At 60.1% G+C, this 26,198-nt stretch carries 21 protein-coding genes and 3 pseudogenes; 11 read left to right on the plus strand and 13 right to left on the minus strand.

Going from position 1 to position 26,198, the window contains the following annotated elements; genetic code table 11:
- Positions 1–107 precede the first annotated feature (107 nt).
- Positions 108–614, minus strand: a complete 507-nt coding sequence (locus tag AC56QX_RS34030; protein ID WP_497112909.1) for a DUF6894 family protein — start codon at positions 612–614, stop codon at positions 108–110.
- Positions 615–667: 53 nt separating this feature from the next.
- Positions 668–880: pseudogene (locus tag AC56QX_RS34035) on the minus strand (PRC-barrel domain containing protein); the annotation flags it as partial.
- Positions 881–1,133: 253 nt separating this feature from the next.
- Between AC56QX_RS34035 and AC56QX_RS34040 the strand changes: the two are divergent.
- Positions 1,134–1,271: a hypothetical protein gene (locus tag AC56QX_RS34040; RefSeq protein WP_497112910.1), complete on the plus strand. Its 138-nt coding sequence runs from the start codon at positions 1,134–1,136 to the stop codon at positions 1,269–1,271.
- Between the two features lie 313 nt (positions 1,272–1,584).
- Positions 1,585–2,097: a YciE/YciF ferroxidase family protein gene (locus AC56QX_RS34045; protein ID WP_497112911.1), complete on the plus strand. Its 513-nt coding sequence runs from the start codon at positions 1,585–1,587 to the stop codon at positions 2,095–2,097.
- Positions 2,098–2,311: 214 nt separating this feature from the next.
- Here AC56QX_RS34045 and AC56QX_RS34050 read toward each other — a convergent pair whose 3' ends face one another.
- A complete protein-coding gene (locus tag AC56QX_RS34050; protein ID WP_497112912.1) occupies positions 2,312–2,755 on the minus strand; it encodes a hypothetical protein in 444 nt (147 codons plus the stop codon).
- Between the two features lie 220 nt (positions 2,756–2,975).
- Complete coding sequence (locus tag AC56QX_RS34055) at positions 2,976–3,953, minus strand: SDR family oxidoreductase (RefSeq protein WP_497118042.1); 978 nt, start codon at positions 3,951–3,953, stop codon at positions 2,976–2,978.
- Positions 3,954–4,009: 56 nt separating this feature from the next.
- On the opposite strand from AC56QX_RS34055, the gene AC56QX_RS34060 reads away from it, so the two are divergent.
- From AC56QX_RS34060 to AC56QX_RS34070, 3 genes are all read left to right on the plus strand, one after another.
- Positions 4,010–8,170, plus strand: a complete 4,161-nt coding sequence (locus tag AC56QX_RS34060) for a GAF domain-containing hybrid sensor histidine kinase/response regulator (protein ID WP_497112913.1) — start codon at positions 4,010–4,012, stop codon at positions 8,168–8,170.
- 86 nt (positions 8,171–8,256) lie between these two features.
- Positions 8,257–9,081 (plus strand): non-homologous end joining protein Ku, encoded by an 825-nt coding sequence (gene ku, locus AC56QX_RS34065; protein WP_497112914.1) that lies wholly within the window; start codon positions 8,257–8,259, stop codon positions 9,079–9,081.
- Positions 9,082–9,116: 35 nt separating this feature from the next.
- Positions 9,117–9,422 carry a helix-turn-helix domain-containing protein gene (locus AC56QX_RS34070; protein WP_497112915.1) on the plus strand — a complete coding sequence of 102 codons (306 nt, stop codon included), beginning with the start codon at positions 9,117–9,119 and terminating at the stop codon, positions 9,420–9,422.
- Here the strand turns inward: AC56QX_RS34070 and AC56QX_RS34075 are convergent.
- Both AC56QX_RS34075 and AC56QX_RS34080 read right to left on the minus strand, forming a co-directional pair.
- The gene (locus AC56QX_RS34075) at positions 9,400–9,744 is read right to left on the minus strand and encodes a hypothetical protein (RefSeq protein WP_497112916.1); all 345 of its coding nucleotides are present in this window, start codon (positions 9,742–9,744) and stop codon (positions 9,400–9,402) included. The two genes, AC56QX_RS34070 and AC56QX_RS34075, sit on opposite strands and share 23 nt — an antisense overlap.
- Positions 9,741–9,953 (minus strand): hypothetical protein, encoded by a 213-nt coding sequence (locus tag AC56QX_RS34080; protein ID WP_497112917.1) that lies wholly within the window; start codon positions 9,951–9,953, stop codon positions 9,741–9,743. The genes AC56QX_RS34075 and AC56QX_RS34080 overlap by 4 nt, the downstream gene beginning before the upstream one ends.
- A gap of 106 nt (positions 9,954–10,059) precedes the next feature.
- On the opposite strand from AC56QX_RS34080, the gene AC56QX_RS34085 reads away from it, so the two are divergent.
- The 3 genes and pseudogenes from AC56QX_RS34085 (at position 10,060) to AC56QX_RS34095 (ending at position 11,467) form a co-directional block, all read left to right on the plus strand.
- Positions 10,060–10,320 (plus strand): hypothetical protein, encoded by a 261-nt coding sequence (locus AC56QX_RS34085; RefSeq protein WP_497112918.1) that lies wholly within the window; start codon positions 10,060–10,062, stop codon positions 10,318–10,320.
- A gap of 126 nt (positions 10,321–10,446) precedes the next feature.
- Positions 10,447–10,894 (plus strand): annotated as a pseudogene (locus tag AC56QX_RS34090) (GFA family protein).
- 204 nt (positions 10,895–11,098) lie between these two features.
- Entirely contained in the window at positions 11,099–11,467 is a 369-nt protein-coding gene (locus tag AC56QX_RS34095) for a hypothetical protein (RefSeq protein WP_497112919.1), read from the plus strand.
- Positions 11,468–11,747: 280 nt separating this feature from the next.
- On the opposite strand, the gene AC56QX_RS34100 is transcribed toward AC56QX_RS34095, so the two are convergent.
- From AC56QX_RS34100 to AC56QX_RS34110, 3 genes are read right to left on the minus strand one after another with little or no spacing between them, the layout of a single operon-like run.
- Positions 11,748–12,992, minus strand: a complete 1,245-nt coding sequence (locus AC56QX_RS34100; RefSeq protein WP_497112920.1) for an adenylate/guanylate cyclase domain-containing protein — start codon at positions 12,990–12,992, stop codon at positions 11,748–11,750.
- Entirely contained in the window at positions 12,989–13,378 is a 390-nt protein-coding gene (locus AC56QX_RS34105; protein WP_497112921.1) for a response regulator, read from the minus strand. Before AC56QX_RS34105 ends, AC56QX_RS34100 begins: the two co-directional genes overlap by 4 nt.
- Positions 13,375–17,997, minus strand: coding sequence for a GAF domain-containing protein (locus tag AC56QX_RS34110; RefSeq protein WP_497112922.1), 4,623 nt, complete (start codon positions 17,995–17,997; stop codon positions 13,375–13,377). The genes AC56QX_RS34105 and AC56QX_RS34110 overlap by 4 nt, the downstream gene beginning before the upstream one ends.
- Before the next feature lie 632 nt (positions 17,998–18,629).
- Between AC56QX_RS34110 and AC56QX_RS34115 the strand changes: the two genes are divergently transcribed.
- Positions 18,630–20,504, plus strand: a complete 1,875-nt coding sequence (locus tag AC56QX_RS34115) for an adenylate/guanylate cyclase domain-containing protein (protein ID WP_497112923.1) — start codon at positions 18,630–18,632, stop codon at positions 20,502–20,504.
- Between the two features lie 122 nt (positions 20,505–20,626).
- On the opposite strand, the pseudogene AC56QX_RS34120 reads toward AC56QX_RS34115, so the two are convergent.
- The 3 genes and pseudogenes from AC56QX_RS34120 to AC56QX_RS34130 all read right to left on the minus strand — a co-directional run bounded on the left by AC56QX_RS34120 (position 20,627) and on the right by AC56QX_RS34130 (position 23,609).
- Positions 20,627–21,258, minus strand: a pseudogene (locus tag AC56QX_RS34120) (tyrosine-type recombinase/integrase).
- Positions 21,259–21,425: 167 nt separating this feature from the next.
- Entirely contained in the window at positions 21,426–22,928 is a 1,503-nt protein-coding gene (locus tag AC56QX_RS34125; RefSeq protein WP_497112924.1) for a winged helix-turn-helix domain-containing tetratricopeptide repeat protein, read from the minus strand.
- Positions 22,929–23,300: 372 nt separating this feature from the next.
- The gene (locus tag AC56QX_RS34130; RefSeq protein ID WP_497112925.1) at positions 23,301–23,609 is read right to left on the minus strand and encodes a hypothetical protein; all 309 of its coding nucleotides are present in this window, start codon (positions 23,607–23,609) and stop codon (positions 23,301–23,303) included.
- A 112-nt stretch (positions 23,610–23,721) separates the two neighbouring features.
- On the opposite strand from AC56QX_RS34130, the gene AC56QX_RS34135 reads away from it, so the two are divergent.
- Together AC56QX_RS34135 and AC56QX_RS34140 are read left to right on the plus strand one after the other, a co-directional pair.
- Complete coding sequence (locus AC56QX_RS34135) at positions 23,722–24,429, plus strand: winged helix-turn-helix transcriptional regulator (RefSeq protein WP_497112926.1); 708 nt, start codon at positions 23,722–23,724, stop codon at positions 24,427–24,429.
- A gap of 78 nt (positions 24,430–24,507) precedes the next feature.
- A complete protein-coding gene (locus tag AC56QX_RS34140; RefSeq protein WP_497112927.1) occupies positions 24,508–24,810 on the plus strand; it encodes a YdhR family protein in 303 nt (100 codons plus the stop codon).
- A 460-nt stretch (positions 24,811–25,270) separates the two neighbouring features.
- On the opposite strand, the gene AC56QX_RS34145 is transcribed toward AC56QX_RS34140, so the two are convergent.
- Complete coding sequence (locus AC56QX_RS34145; RefSeq protein ID WP_497112928.1) at positions 25,271–26,131, minus strand: DUF1194 domain-containing protein; 861 nt, start codon at positions 26,129–26,131, stop codon at positions 25,271–25,273.
- Between the last annotated feature and the right edge of the window lie 67 nt (positions 26,132–26,198).

The following is a 26,198-nucleotide window of genomic DNA, read 5'->3' on the forward strand; positions in this document are numbered from 1 at the left end:
AGCCAAAAAACACGGCGGGCCAAGGCGTCAACAATTCTTCAATCTGCAGCATAGCGAGCGGTATCGTGGCGCTGCTCAGTGACAATGACTAGAAAAGGCTCACGCCGTTATTGACTGCCCTGACGAGCGGCCTCGGCCTCCTGGACGTCCACCGTATAGAGCAATTCGCCCTTTTCGTTGGAGACCCGTATCAGCCAGCCGGACAGTTCATCGGTGCCGGGCTGCAGATCGACCAAGAGGTCAACGGCGCAGCGAACTGCTTCGGTCTTGGCCGCGTCGAAGCTCGGCATTCGCGACGGAGGAATCCTCCGGCTGGTGTCGCCGTCGCGATATTCGAAGACATAGACATCGCCGGCCGTATCGCTCACCGACGTGACTGCAACTTCATCGAAATTTCCATTGCTGGTAGCGTCATATTCATTGGCAGCGAGACCGAAAGTCGCGGTTTGGACGAGGATGGCCTTTGCCCGGTTCAGCGCAAGTTCCTCGCTTCCGTCGGCATTGGCCATATCCACGGTAACGCACTCACTGCCCACGCCGCAAAACACCACGCGTAAAATCGCTTGGCCGTCCGGCGCAGTGGCATTCAAGATTTGGGTGCGAACGATTTCCATTGCAGGCTCCTTGGCATCGGTGGTGACAAGCCGGCTCAAGGCCGGCCCAAGTCTCAATCCTGGTGCTCAGGCATGACTTCGAGCTGGTCTTTGGTCCAGGTTGTAACGGCATGAATATCGCCGTCTTCGGCGCGCATGAAATGCAGTTGGTTGGCTGAGACGGCCACCGGTCTGGCGCCGATGCCGAGAAAGCCGCCGACATCAATGACAATTTGGCTGCCGTGCAGATGAGAAACGGTGCCGACCTTTTCATCGTCAGCGCCGTAGCTGGCAAGCGCGTGTGATTGTTATGGTCCATAGCTTCCGTAATGAGTGGCTCAGTCCCAATCTACGAGGTCACTAAGGGTTCCAAAATATGCCGAAGTGCCTTCGCAGCGATCTGACGTCGGGAAACAGAGCCGAATGAGAGCCCGTTTACGGATCGACCCTGCATTTAGACGCTTTGACAATTCGGCTGCGCGGAATCGTCGTCGGAACCAATGGCGAGGGACAAAGTTCTCCTGCCAAGGAGACTATGAGATGCTCAGATTGTTGATCCAGATCGGCGTCGTTTACGCAGCCTACAGGATTGGTGAAAGTGTCGGGCGTGCCGAGGCCGGAGTTCACCGTTTGCCGACGCGACCCGATCAGCGCGCCACGAACGCGGCGCGCCGCTGAAGGCAGCCTTATTCTCGAGACGGTCAGGAAGTGTTTCGACTGGATGGTGGAGGCCCGGCAATGGCGCTGATTACAGAAAAAGCGCTAGCTTTAGCGATACTGTTCTCTGTGCTTTTCGTTACTCATGCGGCGCGAGATTTGCAGAGTTCTCGTGTGGTCGCCCGGCACCCTAAATGTCCGAGCCACGCGTCGGTTGCCTGGGCGCTTGAAATTCCACATTTGCTTTTCGGCCTAGTGCCGGAACCAGTAGGCTAACGTGAAGTTGCTTCCTGTGCCTTGATTTGAGAAGGCGAACAAACCAGGAGAAGCGAAGATGGCGACGACAAAAAAGGCCTCGACCAAGGGGCTACATGAACTCTTCCAAGATACCCTCAAGGATATCTATTTCGCCGAGAAGAAGATCCTCTCGACATTGCCGAAAATGGCCAAGGCCGCCCAGAGTTCCGAACTGCAGGCGGCGTTCGAAAAGCATCGTGGCGAGACGCACGAGCATGTTGCGCGGCTCGAGGAAATTTTCGAACTCCTTGAGCAGAAGCCCCAGGCCAACACCTGCGCCGCCATTATGGGCATCACAGAAGAAGGCGCTGAGATCATGGAGGAGTACAAGGGCAGCCCTGCCCTGGACGCCGGTCTCCTGGCCGCCGCGCAGGCCGTCGAGCATTACGAAATCTCGCGTTACGGGACCATGCGGACATGGGCGTCTGAACTTGGATTGACCGAGGCGGTGCGACTGCTGGATCTAACTTTGGCTGAAGAGAAGAAAACGGACGTCGCGCTTACCAAGCTCGCGGAGTCTGCGGTCAATGTCGCGGCAGAAGCTGCATAACCAGTCTATCGATGCGCAGATGAGCCTTGGTCAATTTGTGCTCCAGGGCTCATCCTCGCAAGAACCTGAAGTGGCGCGTCGCATAGCGCCAAAGGGAGTGTAAAATGGGCTTTTTCGGCAAATACTTCTCCGGCCTGGGCCGCAAAGCACGGGCAGACAAACAACCAAGTGGGGACATGCGCAAGGCTACCGGCGCGGGCCCCGCGATCGCGGCTCATTCCAAGGACGCCAAGACGTCGGCAGCGACCGGGCAAAATCCCGCGGCGGCCAGGAAAAAATCAAGACCGTGACAGCTCAAGCGACCTGAGACAGTACGCCTGCGCCCAGCTCGCACTTGGCCACCCGATAGCGCCAGCGGTGGTTGGCGGCTTCGCGTCGGCACTGGTCGGAAAACCAGCTCTAAGCTCGCACCATGATGACGGCTGGTGAACTCCGATGATTTAACGCGCCCGTTTTTCTGGTTTGCCACCGCTTCGACCATAAGGGCGAATAGGCTGTGAACCTCTTCGCCAATCTCGCTGGATGAAATGCCTTCCACCAATGCATCCTCCAACGCTCTGTCGGCGAGGTCGGTAATCAACGACGGGTCGGTGGAGGGGCGATCGGGAACGTGCTCGTTGATCCATTTGTGTAGAAAGGCAAGTCCGCGTTTGCTCATGAATGACTAAGCTCACATGGGCCAATAGGTTCCCCTTTGGAGACCCTTGCTAATCTGGCGTGACACCGACCATCGGAATGCACTGAATTAGAGGCCACCGGGTTTTCGCCCTGTGGCGGGCCGTCGGGCTTTGCCGATTCCGACAGCAGAAAGACCTCACGGAATTTGCTGCCGTCGCCCGAACTTGCGGTGAGCGGAAACGTTCCGTCACCGCGCAATGCTAATAGCCACCGATCACGGGCAGGATCTCTCCGGTGATGTAGCTGGAGCATTGTGGCGACGCCAGGAAGACATAAGCGGGCGCAATCTCCTCGGGTTGCGCCGGTCGCTTCATCGGAGTCTTTGCGCCGAATGTTGAAACATCGCCAGCTTGCTTTTCAGATGGGTTGAGTGGTGTCCAGACCGGGCCGGGCGCGACGGCATTCACACGAATTCCCTTGTCGATGAGATTGCCTGACAACGCTCTTGTAAAGGCATGGATTCCGCCCTTGGTCATCGAGTAATCGACCAATTCCTTTGATCCATCGATCCCGGTGATCGACCCGGTATTGATGATCGCGGAGCCAGGTTTCATTTGCGCCACCGCTTCCTGGGCCATATGGAAATAGCCGTACAGGTTCGTCTTCAGCGTGGTGTCGAAATGCTCCTCGGTCAGGTCGGCGAAGTCGCTCGAATGCACCTGAAAGGCGGCATTGTTGACGAGGACGTCCAGGCTTCCTAGTCGCTTTACCGTGCTGCCGATCGCTTTGCGGCAAAAGGTGCGGTCGGCGACATCGCCGCGGAGCGTGATGCAGCGACGGCCCTCACCTTCCACGGCTCGCTTCGTGACTTCCGCGTCACCATCCTCCGAAAGATAGACAATCGCAACATCGGCGCCTTCGCGAGCGAACAAGACGGCGACTGCGCGCCCAATGCCAGAATCGCCGCCAGTTATTATCGCGACCTTGCCTTCCAGTTTGCCGGAGCCACGCCAGAAAGGCGCGTCGTATAACGGGGCCGGTTTGATGTCTGACTCATGGCCTGGCTTTGGGTGGTGCTGTTTGGGGAAAGGCGGCGCCGGGTAGTTTCGCGCACCGGCCTGCATGGCCCCAGCTGGTTTCGATTTTGGTTTGGCTCGGTCGTCCGCATCGACTTTGCGTTGTATACGGCTTTGTTTTTGGATCACTTTGGACGTGTCGGTCTTTCTTGCGCTCGGCATCGTTGTCTCCTTCGTTATCAAAAACAACGTGCCGTCAACGAAAAGGTTGACCAGTGATGTCGATAACGCATCCATCCGCAAGAGGCGTCTGCTTGCCTTGCCCTCGCTGTGCAACCAAAACCAAGTTCCGCCGTTTTGTCCGGTTCGATATTTCGGGGGATAGCTTGGGACCATCCAGCGAGGACAAGGCGAGCGCTGCGGTTCGCAGTGCTGGAGAAATGGCTGAGCGTATCGGCTCGTTTGGCTGGAGCGCTACATCTATCGGGCCTGTCTCGTCATGGCCGTCAGAGCTGAAGACACTCGTCGATCTCATTCTAGGCTCTGCGCAGCCTATGTTCGTCGTCTGGGGTCAGGATCGCATCTGGCTCTACAACGACGCCTTCATCCCGATCCTTGGCCGCAAGCACCCCACCGCTCTCGGCCTGCCCAGCCAACAGGTCTGGGCGGAGGCATGGGAGACGATCGGCCCGATGTTCGATCTGGTTTACCAGGGCCAGTCTGTCCATATGGACGACATCGAGATCCGGATCGACAAGCACGGCGCGCCGGAAGAGACGCATTTCGCGTTCTCCTACAACCCTATTACGAAGCCCGAAACTGGGAAGACCGCCGGCCTGCTTGGCGTCTGCACGGAAACCACCGATCGATTTCTGGCCGAAAAGCGCGAACGCCTCACCGCTGAACGTCAGATCCATCTGTTCGAACAGGCACCGGGTTTCATCATTATCATGCGCGGTCGCGCCCATGTGGTTGAATTCGTGAATGACGCCCATCGCCAGGTTTTCAACAGCGGCGATTGGCTCTCGAAGCCCATTCGGGATGCCGTTCCCAGCCTGGAGGGGCAGGGTTTCTTTGAACGGCTCGACGACGTCTTCAAAAGCGGCGCGACTTTTGAAGCGCAGGGCGTTCCTGTGCGATTTCGCCGCTCGGCGGATAGTCCGGAGGAGACGCGCTATCTGACGTTTATCTACGCACCGCTCTATGATGGCGGGAACATCATCACAGGAATATTCTGCGAAGGGTTTGACGTTACCGAAACATTTCGCGCCAGGAAGAGGAGCGCTGCCCTCGCCGAACTTGGCGACATCGTGCGCCTGGTCGAAGACCCCGACGAGCTCGCCTATGCCGCGGCCGAGATCATTGGCAAGGAGCTGGATGTCAGCCGTGCCGGATATGGCACGATCGATCTGGCGAACGAGACCATCTCCATCGAACGAGACTGGAATGCCCCTGGCATTAAAAGCCTGGCCGGGGTGCTGCATTTTCGCGACTACGGCACGTATATCGATGACCTCAAGCGAGGGATCACAGTTGTCCTCGAGGACGCGGACACAGATCCTCGAACAAGCCAGAATCCAGCGGCTCTGAAAGCGATCAGCGCTCAATCCTTCATCAACATGCCCGTCACCGAACGGGGTGGTTTTGTGGCTCTGCTCTACCTCAATCATGACAGGCCCCGCACTTGGACCGAGGAAGAGATCGAGTTTGTTCGTGAAATGGCGGAGCGTACGCGCACCGCGGTTGAACGACGGCGCGCACAGGCGGAACTGCGACAGAATGAAGCTCGTTTGCGCTTCCTCGACCGACTTGGGAAAGAAACATCGAACAGTGCGGACGCCGACTCGGTGCTCGACATCACGACCAGGATGCTTGGCGAGCATCTCGGCGTCGCAATCTGTGCCTATGCCGATATGGAGCCTGACCAGGACCACTTTACGATTCGGGGAGACTGGCACCGACTAGGCTCTTCGAGCATCGTAGGCTACTACAGTCTCCGGGATTTTGGCCAGCTCGCCGTCCGCAGGCTTCACCAGGGCCTGCCCTTGATCATCAACGACAATCGCGCCGAGTTGCCGCCCGAAGACGCCGCGACATTCCAGACCATCGGCATCGCTGCAACCATCTGCATGCCCCTGGTCAAAGAGGGACGCCTGAGCGCGCTGATGGCGATCCACGACACCGCTCCGCGGGTCTGGACGCAAAACGAGCTTGCCCTTCTCACCGAGGTAACCGAGCGGTCGTGGGCGCATATAGAACGAGTTAGGTCGGATCAGGGCGCTGCCGAGACCGCTGAACGGCTGAGCCTGGCCACCCAGGCGGCGGCAATCGGAATCTGGGACTACGACCCGGTCACTGGCCGCTTGCGGTGGGACGCGCAATGCCGCGCATTGTTCGGCATTTCGTCGACCGATGAGGTGTCGTATGAGGGGTCCTTCATCGCCGGCCTCCATCCAGACGACCGCATCCGCGCAGATGAGGCAGTCCGACGGGCAATCGCTCCAGACAGTCTGGAGGGATTTAGCATCGAGTACCGAACCATTGGCCTGGAAGACGGTATCGAGCGTTGGGTGGCGGCAAGCGGGCATGCCATCTTCGAAGCCAGCAAGGCCGTTCGATTTATCGGCACTGTGATCGACATTTCCGATCGCAAAAAGGCCGAGCGACACCTCAAGATCATGAACGATACCGGAGCGGCGGTCGCTGCCGAACTCGATCTCGACAAGATCGTGCAAATCACCACCGATGCCGGCGTAGAGCTTTCCGGAGCGCAGTTTGGCGCTTTCTTTTACAACGTGCTCGACGATCAGGGCGGCAGCTACATGCTCTACGCCCTGTCAGGTGCTCCACGTTCGGCCTTCCAAAATTACCCCATGCCACGCGCGACGGCGGTCTTCGAACCGACCTTCCTCGGAAAAGGCGTCGTTCGATCGGACGATATTCTCAAGGATCCGCGATACGGCAAGAATGCGCCGCGCAAGGGTATGCCGGAGGGTCATCTGCCAGTTCGCTCCTATCTGGCGGTGCCGGTCGTGTCGAACTCTGGCGAAGTTCTGGGTGGTTTGTTCTTCGGTCACGCAGACACCGGCAAATTTCGCCCTGAGCACGAGAGTGCCCTTTTAGGCATCGCCGGCCATGCAGCAACGGCGATCGACAATGCCCGCCTGTTCCAGTCAAGCGAGCGCGAGTTGGCTGAAAGGCGGCGCGCGGAAGCCGCATTACAGACACTCAACTCCACGCTTGAACAGCGCGTCATTGACGAAGTTGCGGAACGTTCGAAGGCAGAGGAACAGCTACGGCAAGTTCAAAAGATGGAGGCCGTCGGCCAGTTGACGGGGGGCATTGCGCACGATTTCAACAACATGCTTGCGGTCATCATCGGTGGGCTCAATCTGCTTCAGCGCAAATTGTCCAAGGGTGAGACAGACGTCGGCCGATTTGTCGAGGGTGCCATGGATGGGGCTCACCGCGCCGCCGCCCTTACCCAGCGGCTCCTGGCATTCTCGCGACAGCAACCGCTCAAGCCGGAGGCCATCAACGCGAACCGCCTGGTCGGCGGAATGACCGATCTCTTGATGCGAACGCTCGGTGAAACGATCAAGGTGGAGACGGCTTTTGGTGCCGGCCTCTGGCAGGTCAAGGCCGACCCCAGCCAGCTGGAAAGTGCCTTGCTCAACCTGTCGGTAAACGCACGGGACGCCATGCCCAACGGCGGCAAGCTGACCATCGAGACGTCGAACGCCTATGTCGATGAGCGATACGCTCGTGAGTCGGCCATTGCGGCCGGGCAATTCGTGCTGATCGCCGTAACCGATACCGGTACAGGCATGACCCCGGACGTGCTCGCCAAAGCCTTCGACCCGTTCTACACGACCAAGGGCGTTGGCAAGGGGACCGGACTGGGTCTCAGCCAGGTTTACGGTTTTGTCCGGCAATCTGGCGGCAACGTAAAGATATACTCGGAGCCGGGCGTCGGCACGACGATCAAGATCTATCTGCCACGACATTATGGCAGCACGGAGCAGGATTCTCCCGAGCTCAAAGCTCGGTCGATTAATGGCGGCCTGGCAAGCGAAATCGTCATGGTGGTTGAAGACGAGGATCGCGTCCGCGCCGTGTCAGCCGAAGCGTTGCGCGAACTTGGCTATACGGTCGTGGAAGCCAGTGGCCCTAACGAAGCGATCAAGCTGATCGAAGCTGGGCAGCAATTGTCCCTGCTGTTCACCGACGTGGTCATGCCGGAGATGTCCGGACGGCAGTTGGTGGATATCCTGCGCAAGAACAACCCCAAGCTCAAGGTTCTCTACACCACGGGCTACACGCGCAACGCCATCGTTCATAACGGTATCCTCGATCCTGGAACGCAGCTTTTGCCAAAGCCATTCAGCCTAGAAGACCTCGCCGAAAAGGTGAGGACGATTCTTGATGATCCTACATAGCCTGCGCCCAGCCGGCATCTGGGCCGGCTCGACGGAACGATTTACATGCACTGTCGTTGCCCCTGACCGGAAACAGGATGAATGCCATGGTCGCGCCGCGTGCTGTCTGGAAAGGTTTTTTGAAGGTTGGCTCGGTCACCTGCGGGGTCAAGATTGTCGGCGCCACCAGCGAAGCCTCGAAGATTCACTTCAAGATCTTGAACCGCAAGGACGGCCTGCCCGTCAAAAGCGTCTATGCCGACGAGAAGACAGGGAAGCCAGTCGAAACGGAAGACCAGGTCAAGGGTTTCGAGGTCGAGAAGGACGAATTCCTCCAGATCGAGCCGGACGACATCAAGGCGCTCAAGCTCACCTCGGATCACACATTGGAGGTGGGTGAGTTTGTGGCGATCGGCGAGATCGACACCCGCTATCTGGAGAAGCCCTACTACCTCATTCCAGCCGACGGCGCTGCCGTCGAGGCTTACGGCGTGATCCGCGATGCCATGAAGAACAAGGGCGTCGCAGCCCGGTCCTGCATCGTGCTCTATCAGCGCGGCCGGGAAGTTGTGATCCAGCCCTACGGCAAGGGCATGGTGATGACCGAGCTGCGAAACCACAACGAGATGGTTTCCGAAGAGAGTGTCTTCGATGGTCTGACCAAGGCAAAATACGATCCAGAGTTGCTCGAAATCGCCGGCATGCTGATCGACAAAAAGGTGACCACTTTCGACCCCTCGAAATTCGAAGACACCTACGAAGATGCGCTGATTTCCATGATAGACGCGAAGCGCAGGGGCAAGGCGCCCCCAAAGGCGGCGCCCAAGCCGCAGGAGAACGTCATCAACCTGTCCGAGGTGCTCAAGAAGAGCCTCGCGCAGGAAGGATTAGCGACGCCTATGACGAGCACTCCGAAGCGCAAGAGCGCTTAGTGCAAACCCGCACAGAGTCGATCAAGGAGCCGTTTGTGACCCAATTGACTGTCGAGCAATGTCGGGCGGCGCGGGCTCTGGTGGACTGGTCACAAGCCAGGCTTGGCGCCAAAGCGCAGGTCAGTGAGGGAACCGTTCGGGACTTCGAGAAGAGCAAGCGCGTTCCGGCCGGCGACATGCTGGTTGCGATGCGATCCGCGCTTGAGCTGGCAGGGGTTGCGTTTCTAAGTGATGGCGAGACGATCCATGGCGGACCAGGCGTTCGGCTCAAGACGTCAACAGCGCTACGCACGCCTATCCAGGATGGCGAAGCGGGAATTATTCAGAACAGCGAAATGTAAGCCGCCGCTCAGATCGAGCTGCCGTTACCTCTGATCGTTGTTCTTTCGTTTGTCCAACCATCTTCGCGAGTTCCGAAAACGGTAGAATGTCGGATTCGCCTTGGGAATTGTTCGCGATCTGCAGAAGACGGATTGGAAAGCAGATGGCGTCGCGATTGGCCGGCGACATGTCTTCGTAGGTGCGCTCATCGCCCGTGACATTGGCTTCGGACTTCCGCAACGCGATATCAATGTCGTCGACTGAAAGCAGGCCTTTGTGGACGAGCAAATTGTTGATCGACGCGACCGCCAGACCTTCAAGCTGAAGATTGGCGACGTTCATGGCCTGGAACTCCTTACCTGCTCGGATGGGTTCTGCCCGTCTGACTGGTGAGTCTTGTCGTCCACCTCATTGACGGGGCGCGTCAGTCCAACGCCATTCTTGGGCTTCTTGTTTCCGGCCGCGTCTTGAGAGAACGCATCCGACGGATCGGCGGTCTTTGCCGGATATTTTGTTGCCCCGGTTTCGCGATGGTTTTCGTTGTCAGACATGTGTGTTCTCCGTGTGATCAACGATAACCACCCCCGGCAGTGCTAGTTCCGCTCCAGATGGAACATTCCCTACGGCCGGTCGTTGGCCAGCAAAGGAGACATGGAAATGGCCAAGATCAAAAAACTCGGCGCGGCGATTGTCAGGGAGTTGGAGACAGCCGGCGCCAAAATAGAGCGTAAAGGCCTGAACGGTAGCGACGAGGAAGCGTCGCCCCTAGGACGGCAGGTGCATTTCCTAAAAACAAAAACCCTCTGGCAGAACCCTTCCCTGCCAGACAAAGCGATGCGCGGCCGGTGGCCGGCAAAACACCTCGTCCGACCGACAGACCGGGAGAATAATCATGCCCCCCAAACCAGAGCCAAATGAAGAACCGCCGGTAGATGCCCCGGCCTGGACACCCGACGTGCGAGAGCCTGACCCGGATCTTCTGCCGGACGAACTTCCTCTCCCCAATCCCGACGAGAACCGTGATCCCCCAAAGCGAGCTCTGCAATGAGCATCGATGAGGTGCGCAGCGGTGGCTGCCTTTGCGGTGCGGTTCGCTTTATGGTGAAAGGCGCACCCCTGCGCGTTGGACTTTGCCATTGCCAGGATTGTCGGCGCACAAGTGGCAGTGCGTTCACCTTCTTCGGCGTTTGGCCACGACCTGCTTAAAGGCGTTGGTAACCTGCGGGCTTTCGAAGGACGCAGCTTTTGCCCTGAATGCGGATCGCGCATTGTTTCGCTGCGGGAGGAAGAGGCCGAGATCATGCTCGGTACCCTCGACATTGCCCCCAGCGATATCATACCCGGCTATGAATTTTGGATCGGCCGTCGCGAACCTTGGCTGATGGATCTGCAGTGGGCTGAGCAGTTTGAGCATGACCGTGAGCCGCGTGCGATAGACGCGCCATCAATTGAGCCTGAAATCGCAGCCCCACCTCTGCAGCCGGATGGTTGACTGCAACCAGGCGTGCCCTGCCCCCGTCAACCATCCAGATCGACAGCGATCGATGAGCGATGGGTGGTGCCCATCACACACGGCCACGCATGCACTTGAGGCCCCGTCCCCAACCTCTACTATCGAATTTTGCCATTTGACCGGGGACATGATGGGCAACTCGACAACAAGCAATCTGTTTGAGCGCGCCGTTGGGCGATTGCCTTGACGCAGCAGAAAAGTGTCACCGGAACGGATGGCGAGGCGTCGTTCGGGTTGTGGCTTGCCGACGCGCTTAGCGCGGAGACTGTGTTTCGAGATGCAAGAATCTGGACGATCGAGGTTGAACCCGGGGATGGCCGCCACTGCGTGGCAATGCTGGTCCGGGGTGCGGGAAGAGGCACCATCGTGTTGACCGGGCACTACGACACCGTCTCGACCCATGACAGGAACTCCCTGGTAGTGAATGACCGAAATGGGGCCGAAGGCTGGCAGTCCGCTTTGTGCAGCCAAGGTGGAAAAGCAGATATTCGCCTGGATGAGGCGACCGCCCGAATCTCACCCAGTCGGACGGGCTGGAAGAAAAGGTACTGAGAAGCGACAGAGAGAGGGCGGGGGCACTCGTTCAATGAGCGCTGCTAATTCGGAATGCGCAGCGATTGACGCTTCGCTCATCCGAGGCCGGCTTTGCGAAGTCCTTTAATAGATTGCCCGGAGGGTGCGGCAGTCCCTGGCGATGGCCAAGGATGTTCCAGATTGCGCGCCATCGCCAAGATTGGCGCGCCCGCCGATGCCGTTCATGTATTGAAGAATTTCAGAACAAGCCTCAGAGAGATCGAAGGGAGAGGAAGCGGACATTTGAATGTAGGCTCGATCAATCCATGTTGATCCGCGGACCTGTCGCCCCGTTCAGCAATCGCTTCAAGTGGAAGCTCGCAAGCTGGTCCTCTGCGCGCCTGCCTACTTCAGCAGCGAACGAGGTGAGGGCACTAGGGTCGCCGGCTTCCAGTTTGGCGAAGGCCGCGAGGTAATCCTTTGTCGCGAGGTCGTCGCATTGCTCGTGTCGCAGTGGCTCGAAAGCGCGCAGCGACTCCGTTCGTCCTCTCAACACGAGGTCACCCACCGGCCGCCCTCGGAAATTCGCAACTTGCCTCGCGACGCTCTCGCTCACGCAAATACGGGTGCCTAGTTGCTTGTTGGCGACTTCCAGCCGCGCCGCGATGTTGATGGTGTCGCCATAGGCGGAGTAGTCGAAGAAGCGGGCGCCGCCGAAATTGCCGACGATCGCCGGCCCGGCGTGGACGCCGATGCGGGTGGGGCCGAGTGCCACGCTCCTGGCCCGCCAGCCGGCGCGGAAGTCTTCCGAAAAGTCGTCGAGGTCAAGCGCGCAGGCGACCGCGCGGGCGGCGTGGTCGGGCTGCTCGCCCGGCGCGCCGAAGAGCACATGCAGTGCGTCCCCGACGATCTTGGCCACCGTGCCCTCATGGTGGAAAACGATGTCGGTCATGCCGCCGAGGTACGCGTTGAGAAGTTCGCCCAGTACCGCCGGGTCGAGCGTTTCCGCCATCGCTGTGAAGCCGGCGATGTCGGTGAATAGCGATGCCACCTCGCGTCGCTGCCCGGCAAGCTCGCCAGCGTCGCCGGCGAGCCGCTCGGCGAGGTTGGGCGAGAAGTAGCGCGACAGCGAGGCGTGCGCACGCTCGGCCGCCACCTGCTTGCCCCGCGCCTCACGCAGAAGGGCAAGGTGCCTCAGCGTCTTGGCGATAGTCGTCTCCAGGTCGGCGAAATCGATCGGCTTCATCAGGAAATCGAAGGCGCCGCGGTTCATTGCCGTGCGGATGTTGGCCATGTCGCCGTAGGCCGACACGATGATGGTCGACAAACGCTCCTCGGCGTCCTGGAGCTTCGCAAGCAGCGACAGCCCGTCCATGCGCGGCATGTTGATGTCGGTAACGACCATTTCGATGTCGGGGTTGGCGGCGATCACGTCGAGCGCCTCGACACCGTCGCGGGCGAACAGGAAGGAAACTTCGCCAGCATGGATCTGGCGGCGGAATTTCTGCAGGACCAGCGGCTCCAGGTCCGGCTCGTCGTCGACGACGAGGATCAGCGCTGTCATGCCGCGAACTCGACGCGGACGTCGATCTCGCCGCGCAGCGCGACGAAATCGAGCGGCTTCGTCAATAGCGCCTCGGCGCCGTTTTCCAGCGCCTTCCTCTTGGTCTCTGCGTCGCCATAGGCGGTGATCATGATCACGGGCACATCGGGACGCAACGCCTTCGCTTTAGGCAGAAGCTCCAGGCCGCTCATGCCCGGCATGTTGATATCCGACAGGATGAGGATCAGCGAGGCGCTTTCCGCCGCCTCGATCACCTTGAGCGCCTGCGGCGCGGAACGGGCGAATGCCATGTCGAAGCGCCCTACCTTGAGATCGCGCCGGAACTGCTGCCTGAACAGCACCTCCACATCAGGCTCGTCGTCCACGATCAGGATGAGCAGACTCAAGCGTTGCCTCCTGCTTTGGCGAGCGTCGCGGCCCCGCGCGGCAAGACGATGCGGAATTCGGTGAAGGCGCCCAGCTCAGTGTCGACCTCTATGGTGCCCGCGTGCTGTTTCACGACGATGTCGTGGCTCAACGATAGGCCGAGCCCCGTCCCCTCGCCTGCCGGCTTGGTGGTGAAGAACGGGTTGAACATTTTTTCTTTCACGTCCGGCGGGATGCCCGTGCCGTTGTCGCGGATTCTGATCTCGACCGCATCTCCCAGGCTTTTCGTCGATGCCGCCAACACCGGTTCGTAGCCGGTTTCGCCTTGACCCGCCCGCCGCTTCGTCGTCGCGTAAAAGCCGTTGGAGATCAGGTTCAACAGCACGCGAGTGATCTCCTGCGGAAAGAGATCGACCTCGCCGGCGCCTGGATCGAAATTCCTTACCAACATGATGTTGAAGCTGTTCCCCTCGGCGCGTGCGCCATGATATGCTAGGTTCAAGCTCTCCTCCACCACCGCGTTGATGTCGACCGGACGGTGCTCGCCCAAGCCCGAGCGCGAGTGGAGCAGCATGTTCCTGACGATCGAGTCGGCGCGCTTGCCGTGCTGCACCACCTTGTCGAGATTGCCCTTCAGCATATCCGACAAGTCGTCGATCTCCGCGCGGGTTTTGTCGTCAAGCGCCGCGCCTTGCAGCGCCTCGCGCAGCTCCTCGATCAAATCGCCGGACAGCGAGGAAAAATTGTTGACGAAGTTGAGCGGGTTCTTGATCTCGTGAGCTATTCCCGCCGTCAGCTGGCCGAGCGAGGCGAGCTTTTCGGTCTGCACGAGCCGATCCTGGGCCTTGCGCAGGTCTTCCAGCGAGCGCGACAGTTCCTCCGTGCGGGCCTGCACTTCATCGAACAAGCGCACATTCTCGATGGCGATACCGGCCTGGTCGGCGAAGGTTTCGACCAGCTCGATCTGCCTCGGCGTAAAATCCCGCACCTCCGCGCGGGTCAGCGCGAATACGCCGACCGGCGCGCCCTCGCGTAAAATCGGGACGCACAGGATCGTCCGATAGCCGCCGAGCTTCTGAAACTGCGTCGCGCCATATTCCGGGTCGGCGAGCACGTCGGAAACTTGGATGGTCCTCGCCTCGAGCGCGACCCGCGACGTCACCGAATAGCGGCCGGGCCTGAACGGATTTGTTCTGGCGAAGGCTTCCAGCGCCGGAGGGTTGCCGTAATTCGCCGACCAGCGGTAGACATCGCCGTCGCGCTTGAAGATGACGCCCTTGTCGGCGTCACAGAGCCGCGCCGCCGATTCCACCAGAGTGTCGAGCACCGGTTGCAGGTCGAAGGTCGAGCGGCTGATGGCTTTCAATACATCCGCCGTCGCGGTCTGCTGCCGCAGCGACTCGCTTAGCTCGGCTGTGCGCGTCTGCACCTCCTCAAACAGCCGCGCGTTCTCGATGGCGATGACAGCCTGATCGGCGAAAGTCTCGACCAGCTCGATCTGCTTTGGAGAGAACGGCCCGGGCGCCTTGCGCATGACCAGAAGCAACCCCATCAGCTCCGTGCCGCGCAGGAGCGGAACGCCGAGGATGCAGCGAACGCCGCGCTGCCGCGCCACGTCGGTGAAGGTGAACTCGGGATCGGCTTCGAAATCCGGTACGTGAACGGTTTTCTGTTCCAGCAGAACGCGCCCCGACACCGATCCGCGCCCCGGCTGGCGCATGATCTTGGTATGGGCAGGGGCCGCTTCCGGATCTCGGCTGAAGGTCGTGGTCCACTGAAATCCATCGTCGACCAGACGATAGAAATCGGCAATGTCCGCGTCGCAGAGGTGCGCGGCGGACTCTGCCAGGGTGTCAAGGACGTTCTGGAGGTCGAAGGCCGACCGGCTGATGACCTTGAGCACGTCTGCTGTCGCTGTCTGCTGCTGAAGCGACTCGCTTAGCTCCGCGGTCCGCGCCTTTACCTCATCAAACAGACGAACATTTTCGATGGCGATCACGGCCTGGTCGGCGAAGGTCTTCAGAAGTTCGACTTGCTTAGCGGCAAGAAAGCCCGTCTCAGCACGCCCGACTGCTATGCAACCGATGGGCAGGCCGTCACGCAGCATCGGCACGGCGACAGCACTGCGCAGGCCCGAAAAAGCCGCCGCGGCGCGATGCGTGAATTCACTATCCAAGGTGAGGTCCGGGATCTGCGCCACGTCAAGATATAGAATTGCCCGTTCGGCAGCGCTGCCGCGAGTAGGTGCCACAGGAAAGGTGTTGCGCACGATCTCAACGCTTTCTTCGGTGATGCCGTGATGCGCGACGAAATGCAGAAGCTCGCCGTCAAATCTGTAGACAAAGCAGAACTGCGCTTCGCATAGACGGGCGGCACTTTGCGCGATCATATTAAACACTGGCTGCCCATCGGTGGGCGAGCGGCTGATAACGCTAAGCACATCGCTGGTCGCCGTCTGATACTCCAGCGCCTCTGTGGCCTCCCGTGTCCGCTGCTGCACCTCCTCGAAAAGGCGGACGTTCTCAATCGCAATTACGGCCTGGTCGGCGAACGTCTGCACGAGTTCGACCTGCTTGTCGCTGAACGCGCCTGGCGTGCGACGGGGCATGGCGAAGACGCCGATCACTTCTCCCTGCCGCAATAGCGGCACGGCAAGGATGGCACGATAGCCGGCGCGGTCGCGGGCTTCGGAAAACGTGAATTCCTTATCCTCAAGCGCGTCGGCGACATTCACGACCGCCTTGGTCAGCGCCGCCCGTCCCGTGAACGTCTCGCGTCCCGGTTTGATGGGATGGGTTCGCACGAAATCCAGGTATCCGGGGGGCGTGCCGTGGCTCGCCTCGGGAGAGAAGGACCCATCGCGCGCCAGAAATATGAGGCCCATTTCGGCATTGCAGAGCCGGCAGGCGGAAGCGATCAATGTGTCGAGAACGGCCCCTAGATTGAAGGCGGAGCGGCTGATGACCTTGAGCACGTCGGCCGTCGCCGTCTGCTGCTGCAGCGCTTCGGTTAGCTCGGCGGTACGTGCTTGGACCTCCTCGAAGAGCCGCACGTTGGAGATGGCGATGACCGCTTGGTCGGCGAACGTTTTGAGCAGCTCGATCTGCTTGTCAGTGAAGGGCCGCATCTCGATGCGCCGAATCATCAGCGCTCCGACCGCTTCCTCGTCACGCAGCAGTGGGATCGCAAGGATGGTGCGAAAGCCGAGCCGGTGGGCCATTGCCCTGCCCGCTGCAAAGTCTACACCCGCCTCGGTCAGGTCATGAACATGGACCGGTGCCCGGTCGATCACCGCGCGACCGGTGACCACGTCGCGGGCAACGGGCAGCCCGGCGTTGTCGACCTGGATTGGCCCGTGATGCGCTCCGACCGCCAAACGATCGCCCTGCCGCAGATAGATCGTCGCGTCATGGGCATCGCAGAGACGCGCGGCGCTTTCAGCGACGGCGTCCAGAACCGGTTCGATGTCGGTGGGCGACGCCGCGATTACGCGCAGGATGGAGCCCGTCGCGGTCTCGCGCTCGAGTGCCTCGGTCACTTCGCGATTGCGCGCCTGCACCTCGTCGAAAAGGCGCACGTTCTCGATCGCGATGACCGCCTGGTCGGCGAAACTCTCCACAAGTTCGATCTGGCGTTGTGAGAACGGCCCCACGGTCCGCCTCGCCATGCCGAAGACACCGATCACCTCTTGGCCTCGCTTGAGGGGGACCGAAAGGGCCGCGCGGAAATGGCCCATCCTTGCCGCTTCTTGCCTTTTGTATTCCATATCCTTGGACACATCGGGCACATGAATGGTTGCTGCATCGAGAGCGGCTCGACCTTGAAATGTCCCACGCCCGATCGGGTGTGGATGGCTTTCCTCATAAGCGCGAAGTTCATCGGTCCAGCCGGTGCCGGTCATGACCCGTAGCCAATCGCCATCGCGCAGCGAGATCGCGCCCATATCCCCGCCAGCCAGGTGGATCGCCGAATCAAGCAGCGTCGTCAATACGGGTTGAAGGTCGAACGCCGACCGGCTGATCACCTTGAGCACGTCGGCCGTCGCGGTCTGCTGAGCCAGCGCTTCGCTGAGTTCGGCCGTACGCGCCTGCACTTCTTCGAACAGCCGCACGTTCGAGATGGCGATCACGGCCTGGTCGGCAAAGGTCTTCAGAAGCTCGATCTGCCTGTCGCTGAACGGTCTCACCTCTCTTCGCCGCAGGCTGATCGCCCCGATCGCTCTTCCATCGCTCACGAGAGGTGTCGCCAGAATCGTGCGAAATCCGTAGTGAATGGCCATTTCCCGGCCTGCCGCGAATTCGGCCCCGGCCTCGGAGAGGTCTTCGACCTGCACGGTCCTCGCATCGATCACGGACCGCGCCATAACCCGGTCGCGCCCCAGCGGCCACGGCGCCTCATCGACCGCGATCGGGCCGGAATGAGCACCGAGATGGAGCATATCGTCCTTCCTGAGCCGGATGATCACGTCATAGGCGTCGCAAAGACGGGCGGCGCTCGCCGCCACGGCGTCAAGGACCGGCTTAATATCGGTCGGCGACGAGGCGATGACGCGAAGCAGCTCGCCGGTCGCCGTCTCGCGTTCGAGGGCTTCACTAAGCTCGCGCGTGGTGGCTTCGAGTTCGCCGTGTGATTCCCGCATGTGCAGGTTCTAGCCTTCGCACCGCTACCCACTAAGTTGGGAGACGAACCATAGGCAGAATAAAGCTAAAAATACTAGGTCACCGACGGTCGATCGATTCGTCCCCCATTCGCAGCGAGGAAGATCGGAAGCCGGATTCTCGACGTTTTTTCCACCGATAGAGCGGTTCGCCAGCAATCAGAACCTTTAGGTGGCACTTCCTGCTGAGGGCCTGCGTGGGCTTGATCGCGACCTCCTGTATCTACGAGCAATGTCAGGTGTTGACGCAACGGCGATGTCCAGGGTGGTCGCCAGCAAGGTCTGCTATCGGGCCGCAGCAAAGATCACCTCAACGGCCGGTATCAGGCGGTGGGTTCAACCGGCGCATTCCGGTCAGGCGGCCTTGGGGCCGGGAGCAGAATGGCAGCTTTTGGCGTCCGAAGAACGATAGCGGACGTTCAGCCCGGTGGTACCAAGGTCTGAAGCTGACCCAAAGCGAGCCACTCCCATTGACGAGCAGACTGCTCTAGAATGCCTGAGGCGTTTCGACAGCTCCGCCCTAGCCACTGTATGACTGAGGCAGCATGCCGGACCGCAGAGCGGGAGGGCGTTCGTTGACAGCTGCCCCGGTAGAGCGGCGTCTGGTGGCGATCATGGCCACCGACATCGTCGGCTATTCGCGTCTGATCGACGCGGATGAGGCTGCGACTCTTGCGACGATCAAGACGTTGCGGGCTGAAGTCGTCGATCCGATTGTCGCAGAGCATAAGGGCCGTATCGTCAAGCTGATGGGCGACGGAGCCCTGGTCGAATTCAACTCGGTCGTCGATGCTGTCGCCTGCGCAATAGCGATGCAAAAAGGCGTCGCCGTGCACCAAGCCGAGAGCGCTCCTGGTCGGCGCATCGTCTTTCGGATTGGCATCAACCTGGGCGACGTGGTGGTCGAAGGGGACGATATCTTCGGTGACGGCGTGAACGTGGCGGCACGGTTGGAGCAGCTCTCGCCGGCTGGCGGCGTCCTCATCTCCGGCACCGCCTACGATCAGATGAAAGGCAAAATCAGTCTGCCGCTGGACAATATGGGCGAGCAGCGGGTCAAGAACATTTCCGACCCTGTGCGGACCTACAGCGTCAGAATGAACGGAGCGCCACGGGCGTGGAAGCTGCGCGCGCGCCGGTTTCGCCGGTGGCTGCCGATGGCAGTTGCAGCCGTCGTTTTGCTTGCGGTTGCGGCCGCCGCAACCTGGTGGCTGAGGCCGATCGATGGCGCCATGGGCAAGCCAGCCATTGCGGTTCTGCCCTTCGACAACATCGGCGGCGATGAAGCCTCGGGGAGGCTCGCCGACGGCATAACCGAGGACATCATCACCGATCTCGCCGGGTTTCCTGACTTTTATGTGATGGCTCGAAACTCCACTGCGGTCTACGCCGGGAAGCCGGTCGACGTCCGTCAGGTCGGCATCGATCTGAAGGTCCGTTATGTTCTCGAAGGCTCGGTCCAACGCCAGGGCGATCAAATCCGCGTCACGGCCCAGCTTATTGACGCTAAAACCGGCGCCCATGTCTGGTCCGAGCGCTGGGACCGGCCGGCTGCGGATGTGTTTGCGCTCCAGACCGAAATCGTCCGGCAGGCGGCTAACCGGCTCGGTGGCGTCGGGGCTACCGGGGTGATCATGGAGTTGGAGCACAATGCAGCGCAGAGGAAGCGGCCAGGGAACCTCAGCGCATATGAGAAGTATCTCCTCGCCCGCGAAGGACTCCTGGCGCCCACCAAGGAGGGAACTGACGAGGCCATTGCTCTCTTTAAGCAAGTGCTTGACGAGGACCCCACGCTTGCCCGCGCGTGGGCAGATCTTGCCTGGGCCTATGATCACACCATCTGGTTTGGGGCTGACTTCGCAACAGCTCACCCGCTCGCATTGGAGGCGGCGCGGCGGGCGGTGGAAATCGACCCTATGGACGGCCCCGCTCATGCCGTCTTGGCCAACCAAATCGCAGTCGACGGGGACTTCGAACAGGGGAAGGTGGAGCTCGATATGGCGCTACGCCTAAATCCCGGCAACGCGAATATCCTCGCCCTATATGCAGGTTGGGCGAGCACGTTCGGTGACCCCAAACGCGGCGCTGAGCTTGCAGATCAAGCGATCCGAATCGATCCCAACTACCCGACCGTCATGGCGGGGTCTTTCTTCATGGCCTACTTCATGGCTCAACGCTATGAAGATGCCTTGGGTATCATCGACAGGCAACCGGTCGAGAACCGCACCAAATTCAGCTGGACAATACGGGCAGCGAGTTATGCCGCCCTTGGTCAGTCTGACCGGGCGAATACAGCCACAAAAGAAGCGCTGGAGCATGATCCCGATCTGACCGCCGAGGGTTTTGCGAACGAGCCCGGGTTCAATGAGACCGAACGCAAGAAGCTCGCCGAGACGATGCTTGAGGCTGGGTTTCCGGCATGTGCGCCTCCTGAAAAGCTTGCTGGCCTCGTGAAGCCTTTCCGTCTGCCGGAATGCGTGAAGACGTGAGTAAGGGAAACGACAGGTCAAGCCTCTGCATCGTCCGGTGTTGGCGCAAAAGCGACCAACAGCTGACCAAGATGAGGCGCAAATTGTTCACGGCTCCACTCGTGAAGTGGAGCCGCTCTTGATCAAACCTCAGTTGTCTCGGCAAGTTCGAGAGCATCTTCTACATCGACTCCCAGATAGCGAACAGTGTTCTCGATTTTGGTATGACCGAGCAAAATCTGGATAGCTCGCAGATTTCCCGTCGCTTTGTAGATGATCGACGCCTTGGTGCGACGCAGGGAATGAGTGCCGTATTCCTGGGGTCGAAGCCCGATCGCCTCGACCCATTCGTCGACGAGGCGGGCATACTGCTTGTGCTCATGTGAGCCCTTGGATCGATCCTGCTCGGAAATGCGTAATCATCCATTGTCCCGCCGCGTCGTGCCAGCCATGCGACAAGGCTGGAGCGTGCGTCGCTCATCAACTCGAACTGAACAGGTCGGCCGGTCTTCTGTTGGATGACCATCGCGCGAGTTCGGATTTCCGGCCCTACGACAAGGTTGCCGATTTTGATCTTGACGAGATCGCAGCCGCGCAACTTGCTGTCGATCGCCAGATCGAAGAGCGCTCTGTCTCGCAGACGCCGTTCCCGATCGAGAAAGAAGCGTATCGCCCATATCTGTCGAGGTTTCAGAGGGCGTTTCGTTCCGACCTTCTTGCCAGCATTCCATGCCCGGCGATCGGAGGCGGTGAGGTCGTAGCACGAGTGTCCCATTTCGTTTCTCCTTCGGCCATGATTGGCCACCGGAGAAACGCCGGTAGACGGTTGGAGGGCCGAAAGCGGACCGACATCTTTCGGTCAGATTTAGAAAAGCAGTAGTTCCGCTGACGCCCAGTGGTGCTCGCCTTGACGATCTGACAGCCACCCAACCGAACGTGCGTTCACGCGGGAAAACCGGCCTTTCTGAAGCCTGACATGAAAAGCTCGAGGGCGACTTGGTCGGCGAATGGGAAACCTGAAAACAGCCGGACAGTCAGGTCGGGTTTCCTCGTCAGTGCTTCCTCGACTTCAGCGCGCGCCTTCTGCGTCTCGCCCAAATGTGCGTACGCCGCTGCAAGGAAGACATGAATGAAGAATTGGTCGCCGGCCTTCTGATACGAACCGACAGCTTCCGCGTACCTTCCAAGCAGGAAGAGGGAGCTGCCCTTCACCTCCCAGAACCATATCGGAGGTAACGGGTCGCGCAGGTGCGCAGTTTCGAGCACGCTCAGCGCCGTTTCGGCCCGTCCGCCGTAGTTGAGCCAGCTTGCGTAGTCCCCAGCTATGTTCACGTCGAGCGGGTTCAACGAGCGCGCTTGCTCGAAATGTACTCCCGCATCGCCGTGCTGGCGCATGTGCGTAAGCACCAGCCCCATGCTCTGGTGACAGACGCCATCGCTCCTGTCGAGAGCGAGCGCCGTTCGCGCCGAGTCCCAGGCCTTCTGTAGCGTCCGCCGATCGTTGTCGTACCAAAATCTGCCGACAAGGGCCTGCGCAAGGAAGGCGTGGCCTTGAGCGAACGTCGAATCGAGCTCGACACACCGGACGAACAGGGGCTCGGACTTGTCCAGTTCATACCGATGGAAGTGCGCGCGCCCCTGCAGGTAGTAGTCGTATGCATCCCAATCGGCGGGAGGCTTGCGCCTGGTCCGACTCGCCGAATCGGCCTCCGCCTGGCCTTCGACCATCGAGGCGATAAGAGCCGCAACCTCGTCCTGCAACGCGAAGATATCGTCGAGGGCCCGATCGTACCGTTGGGCCCACAGGTGGGTGCCGGTGGCCGCATCGATCAACTGCGTGGTGATCCGAATGCGATCACCGAGCTTTCGTATGCTGCCCTCGACGAGGTAGCGAACGCCGAGTTTGTGATGGACTTCGGCAATGTCCAGTGCCGGATGGCGAAACTGAAAAGATGAATTTCGCGCGATGACAAGGAGGGAGCGGAACCTGGCCAGCTCCGTAATGATGTCCTCGGTTATGCCGTCGCTGAGATATTGCTGGTCCTGATCGCCGCTCAAATTGGCAAAAGGCAGCACTGCAATCGACGGCTTGCCGGACGGTGGTATCGGTCTGTGGGATTCGCTCGCCACCGCCTCGACAGTCCCGTTGAAGCGGTAGCCAACGCGAGGCACCGTGGCGATCCACTCGCCGCCGTTGTCGGCCGGACCAAGTGCCTTTCTTAGTGTCGCGATTTGGACGGTAAGGTTCCCCTCCTCAACGGCGGTGCCCGGCCAGGCAGCGTCCATCAACTCGGCCTTGGTCAGGATCTCACCGGGTCTCGCCGTAAGCGCAGCAAGCAGCGTCAGCCCGCGATGCCCAACAGCGATCGGGATCTGCTCTTTAACGAGCGTCCCAATGTCGGGATCGAGTACGAACGGACCAAAAGCGATGCGAGTGCCCTGCATGTGGGCATACTAGACGTTTCGGAAGTTTTCGGAACAGTTTCTGCACCGCTTAAATCCCCGGGTCGAACCCTCCGGCAAAAGTTGCGTCATCAATTTGCGCGGCACCAGATTTGCAAAGCGATGTCCGCTTTTAGGGTTCAGGTCGAGCGTGCGCACCGACCGAAATTGGGCGCATAGCCGATAAGTCTGCTTGCGCACCGGAAGCGGACGCATCAATTCGAATCAGTTCCGGTGCGCCAGTTTTCTGGAAATTAAGGTTTAGAGATCGATGGCGGCTCGGGCTTCGGCTGGTCATTTACCTTCTTCAGTGGTTCCTTTCTTTGTTTCAACGCGGCACTTAGACCGCGCGCCGAACACGCCAGCTTTCCCTTCTCACCAATTGCCCGTGCGGTTCTGCGCTACACTCTTGAGCGCGCGGGAGGCGGATCGATCGAAGCTGTCGGCGCAGGCCGTTTCGACGTCTGCTTTGGTCAAGCCGACGTCGCGCAGATAGAAGTTGGACAGGTGACCAAGCGAGCGCTCTATGTTTCGGCGGGTCCGCAACTCATGGACAAGGACAAGCAGGCGTTCCAGCGAACGATTGAGAAAGGTGCCCGGCAAGTGCCGAGCGGTCGTTTGCGTCATGTTATGCCAGGTCATGGTAACCTCTGTTGGTTGCGGATGCCGAATGACGATCACCATGACGGCAGAAGGCGGGAAGGTGCCAGGGCAGCTTCGGAAGCGTTCCGCTTCAGATTGTGAACTGGCCTTAGACCTCCGCAAGGCCTAACCTGCGGCAAAGGAGCGGTCAGCCATGACGCGACGGCCTTACGGACTGGTCTGCCCGATCTCGCGCGCCTGCGAGTTCCTGGAGCCGCGCTGGACGATCCAAATCCTGACCGAGCTCTGGAACGGTTCGACCCGCTTCAATGACATTCGCAAGGGGGTGGGCAACATCTCGTCCGCCCTCTTGTCGAGGCGGCTCAAGGAGATGGAAGCGTTGGGCTTGGTCGAGCGCGTCGAGGACGAGGCGACGGGCACCATCGGCTATTTCCGCACCGAGAAGTCGATCAAGCTCGAGCCGGCGATGAACGCGCTGGCGGAATGGGCGCAATGCAACATCGAGGCGGAGATCGCGCTCGGCGACGTGGATGTTTCGACCCTCATGTGGGCCGTGCGGCGAAAGATCGACCTCGCAGAACTGCCGCGGCGGCGCGCCGTCATCCGCTTCCATTTCCGCGACGATCCCCCACCGAAGTGTCCCCATTACTGGTTTGTGGTCGAGCCAGGCGCGGACTTGCCCGAGCTATGCTCGCTCGACCCCCGCCGGGACGTCGACCTTTACGTCGAGACCGGCGTTGTTTCGCTGGGGGCCATCCTGGAGGGCCGCTCCAGCATCCAGCGTGAGAAAGAAAGGGGTGGCCTTTTCCTGAGCGGCGACCCCGGCCTTGCCCGCAGCATGGACCGTTGGCTGCGAACCTCGGTCTATGCCGCGCTTGAGGGGATCGTCCCGCTTTCTTGAAGACCATACTGAGGTTGCAGCCTCATTCGACCTGTCCGGGGTGGCCATGCAACGCCTAGAGAATAAGGGAGGAAAGACATGTCGGCCAAAATTCTGCAAATCAACTACAAGCTCAACGGGCCGAGGGCCGAGTACGAGAAAGAAAACCTGCCCTATGCTCAACCTATCGCGGACATACCTGGCCTGCGCTGGAAGGTCTGGATCATAAACGAGGCCCAAAGCGAAGCCGGCGGGATCTACCTGTTCGACGATGACGCCGCAGTGCAAGCCTTCGTGGAGGGGCCAATTATTGCGGAGATGAAAGGTGACCCGACGTTGAGCATCAAGGCGTTTGACGTGATCGGGGAACTTACGTCCATCACACGTGGCCCGGTGAAGTAGTATTCTCGGGGGCACGAGGGAGTAGTAGCAGGAGCGCGGCCAGAAGCTCGACGATCCCTAGCACGCCGCGCGCAGTAGTGCAGAAGCGGACGGAAGAGCGGCGGATCGAGTTCCACATCGGGGTGAATGTGGGAGACATCATCGTCGAGAAACGGTGGCATCTATTGCGACGGCGGCAATGTTGCAGCGTGTGTCGAGAGCATGCCAAGCTTGGCTGCGTCGCGGTGCACGCCGTGGTGCGAGACCAGGTCGGTAGTCGGCTACAGAGTCCGGCTATTGGCGATTGCGGTCCGGCAGCGTCTGGGCCGAAACTTGGCCTTCCGGTTTCGGAACGAAGTTATCGACAAGCAGCCTTTCAGCCCTTTTGACGGCGTTCATCGCTGTTGATGCTACCTGCCGTGTTTGACTGTGGGCTGGGCGAAGCTATTCCGTTGCTGCTCGGGCACCCAATTGCCGAGCGTTATCGGCCCGGCAACTGACCCATCATGTTGCAATCGACCCTGCGGCCCGAACGCTCGGTGTATGCGGCGTAGATCACCTGATCCATGTTCATGGAGATTTCACGAACCAGCTTTCGCCGGACCGCGGTGGCGAACATCGCGGCTTCGGTGACGCCGATTGCAAATGCGTCTGGTCCGCCAATAACGCAGCGCTCGAAATAGGATTGCAGGTTGGAAGGGTCGTACCTCGCAAATCCGTCCGCCGCGCCGATCGGAGACAGTGCGATGGCCAGCCCATTGATCGTCACACCTTCCGCTAGAAGAACTTGTCGGACGGGGTCAACGAGTACTCCGGCATTGTTGGGTCCATCTCCGGACACGTCGATAACTCTGCGCGGGCTGCGCAAGCCACTCTTGGCGAACAGATAATTCGCTGCCGACAATGCGCCGGAAATCGACGTTCCGCGGCCTTCGGTCAACGGCAGCGCCGCGAGCCTGTCCGCCAACGTCAGAGCGTCGTCGAGGCTTTCGACAATTGTCCACGGGACAATGACTATTTGCTGCCGTGGCCCTGCCCACTCCAGATAGAGCACTGCGATTCTGCCCCGCTCTCCCGACTTGATTGCCATCGCGATGTCCGCGTGGCGGAAGGCACCGACGTAGCCGTCGCGTTGCACTCCTTGCTCAACTTTGCTCATCGAGGGCGAGACGTCCACGGCAAGGATCAATTGCAGATCGACTTCGGCCAGGTCGTCCGCCGGACGGTCGGTCGAGTGGGCCTGTGGCGCCATCGCGAAGAACAGAGTGAGCAGACAGACGCCCGTGAGCCGTAGCACCGGTCTTGCGCCCGCACATCGAGCAATCTGAACCAAGTAGTCCATGGCGAACCTCTCGCTGACAATGCAATTGTCGGTCCGAGGCGTCTCCCGGGTCACGAACGGCTTCCGA

Source organism: Mesorhizobium sp. RCAM 06353 (assembly GCF_059683585.1).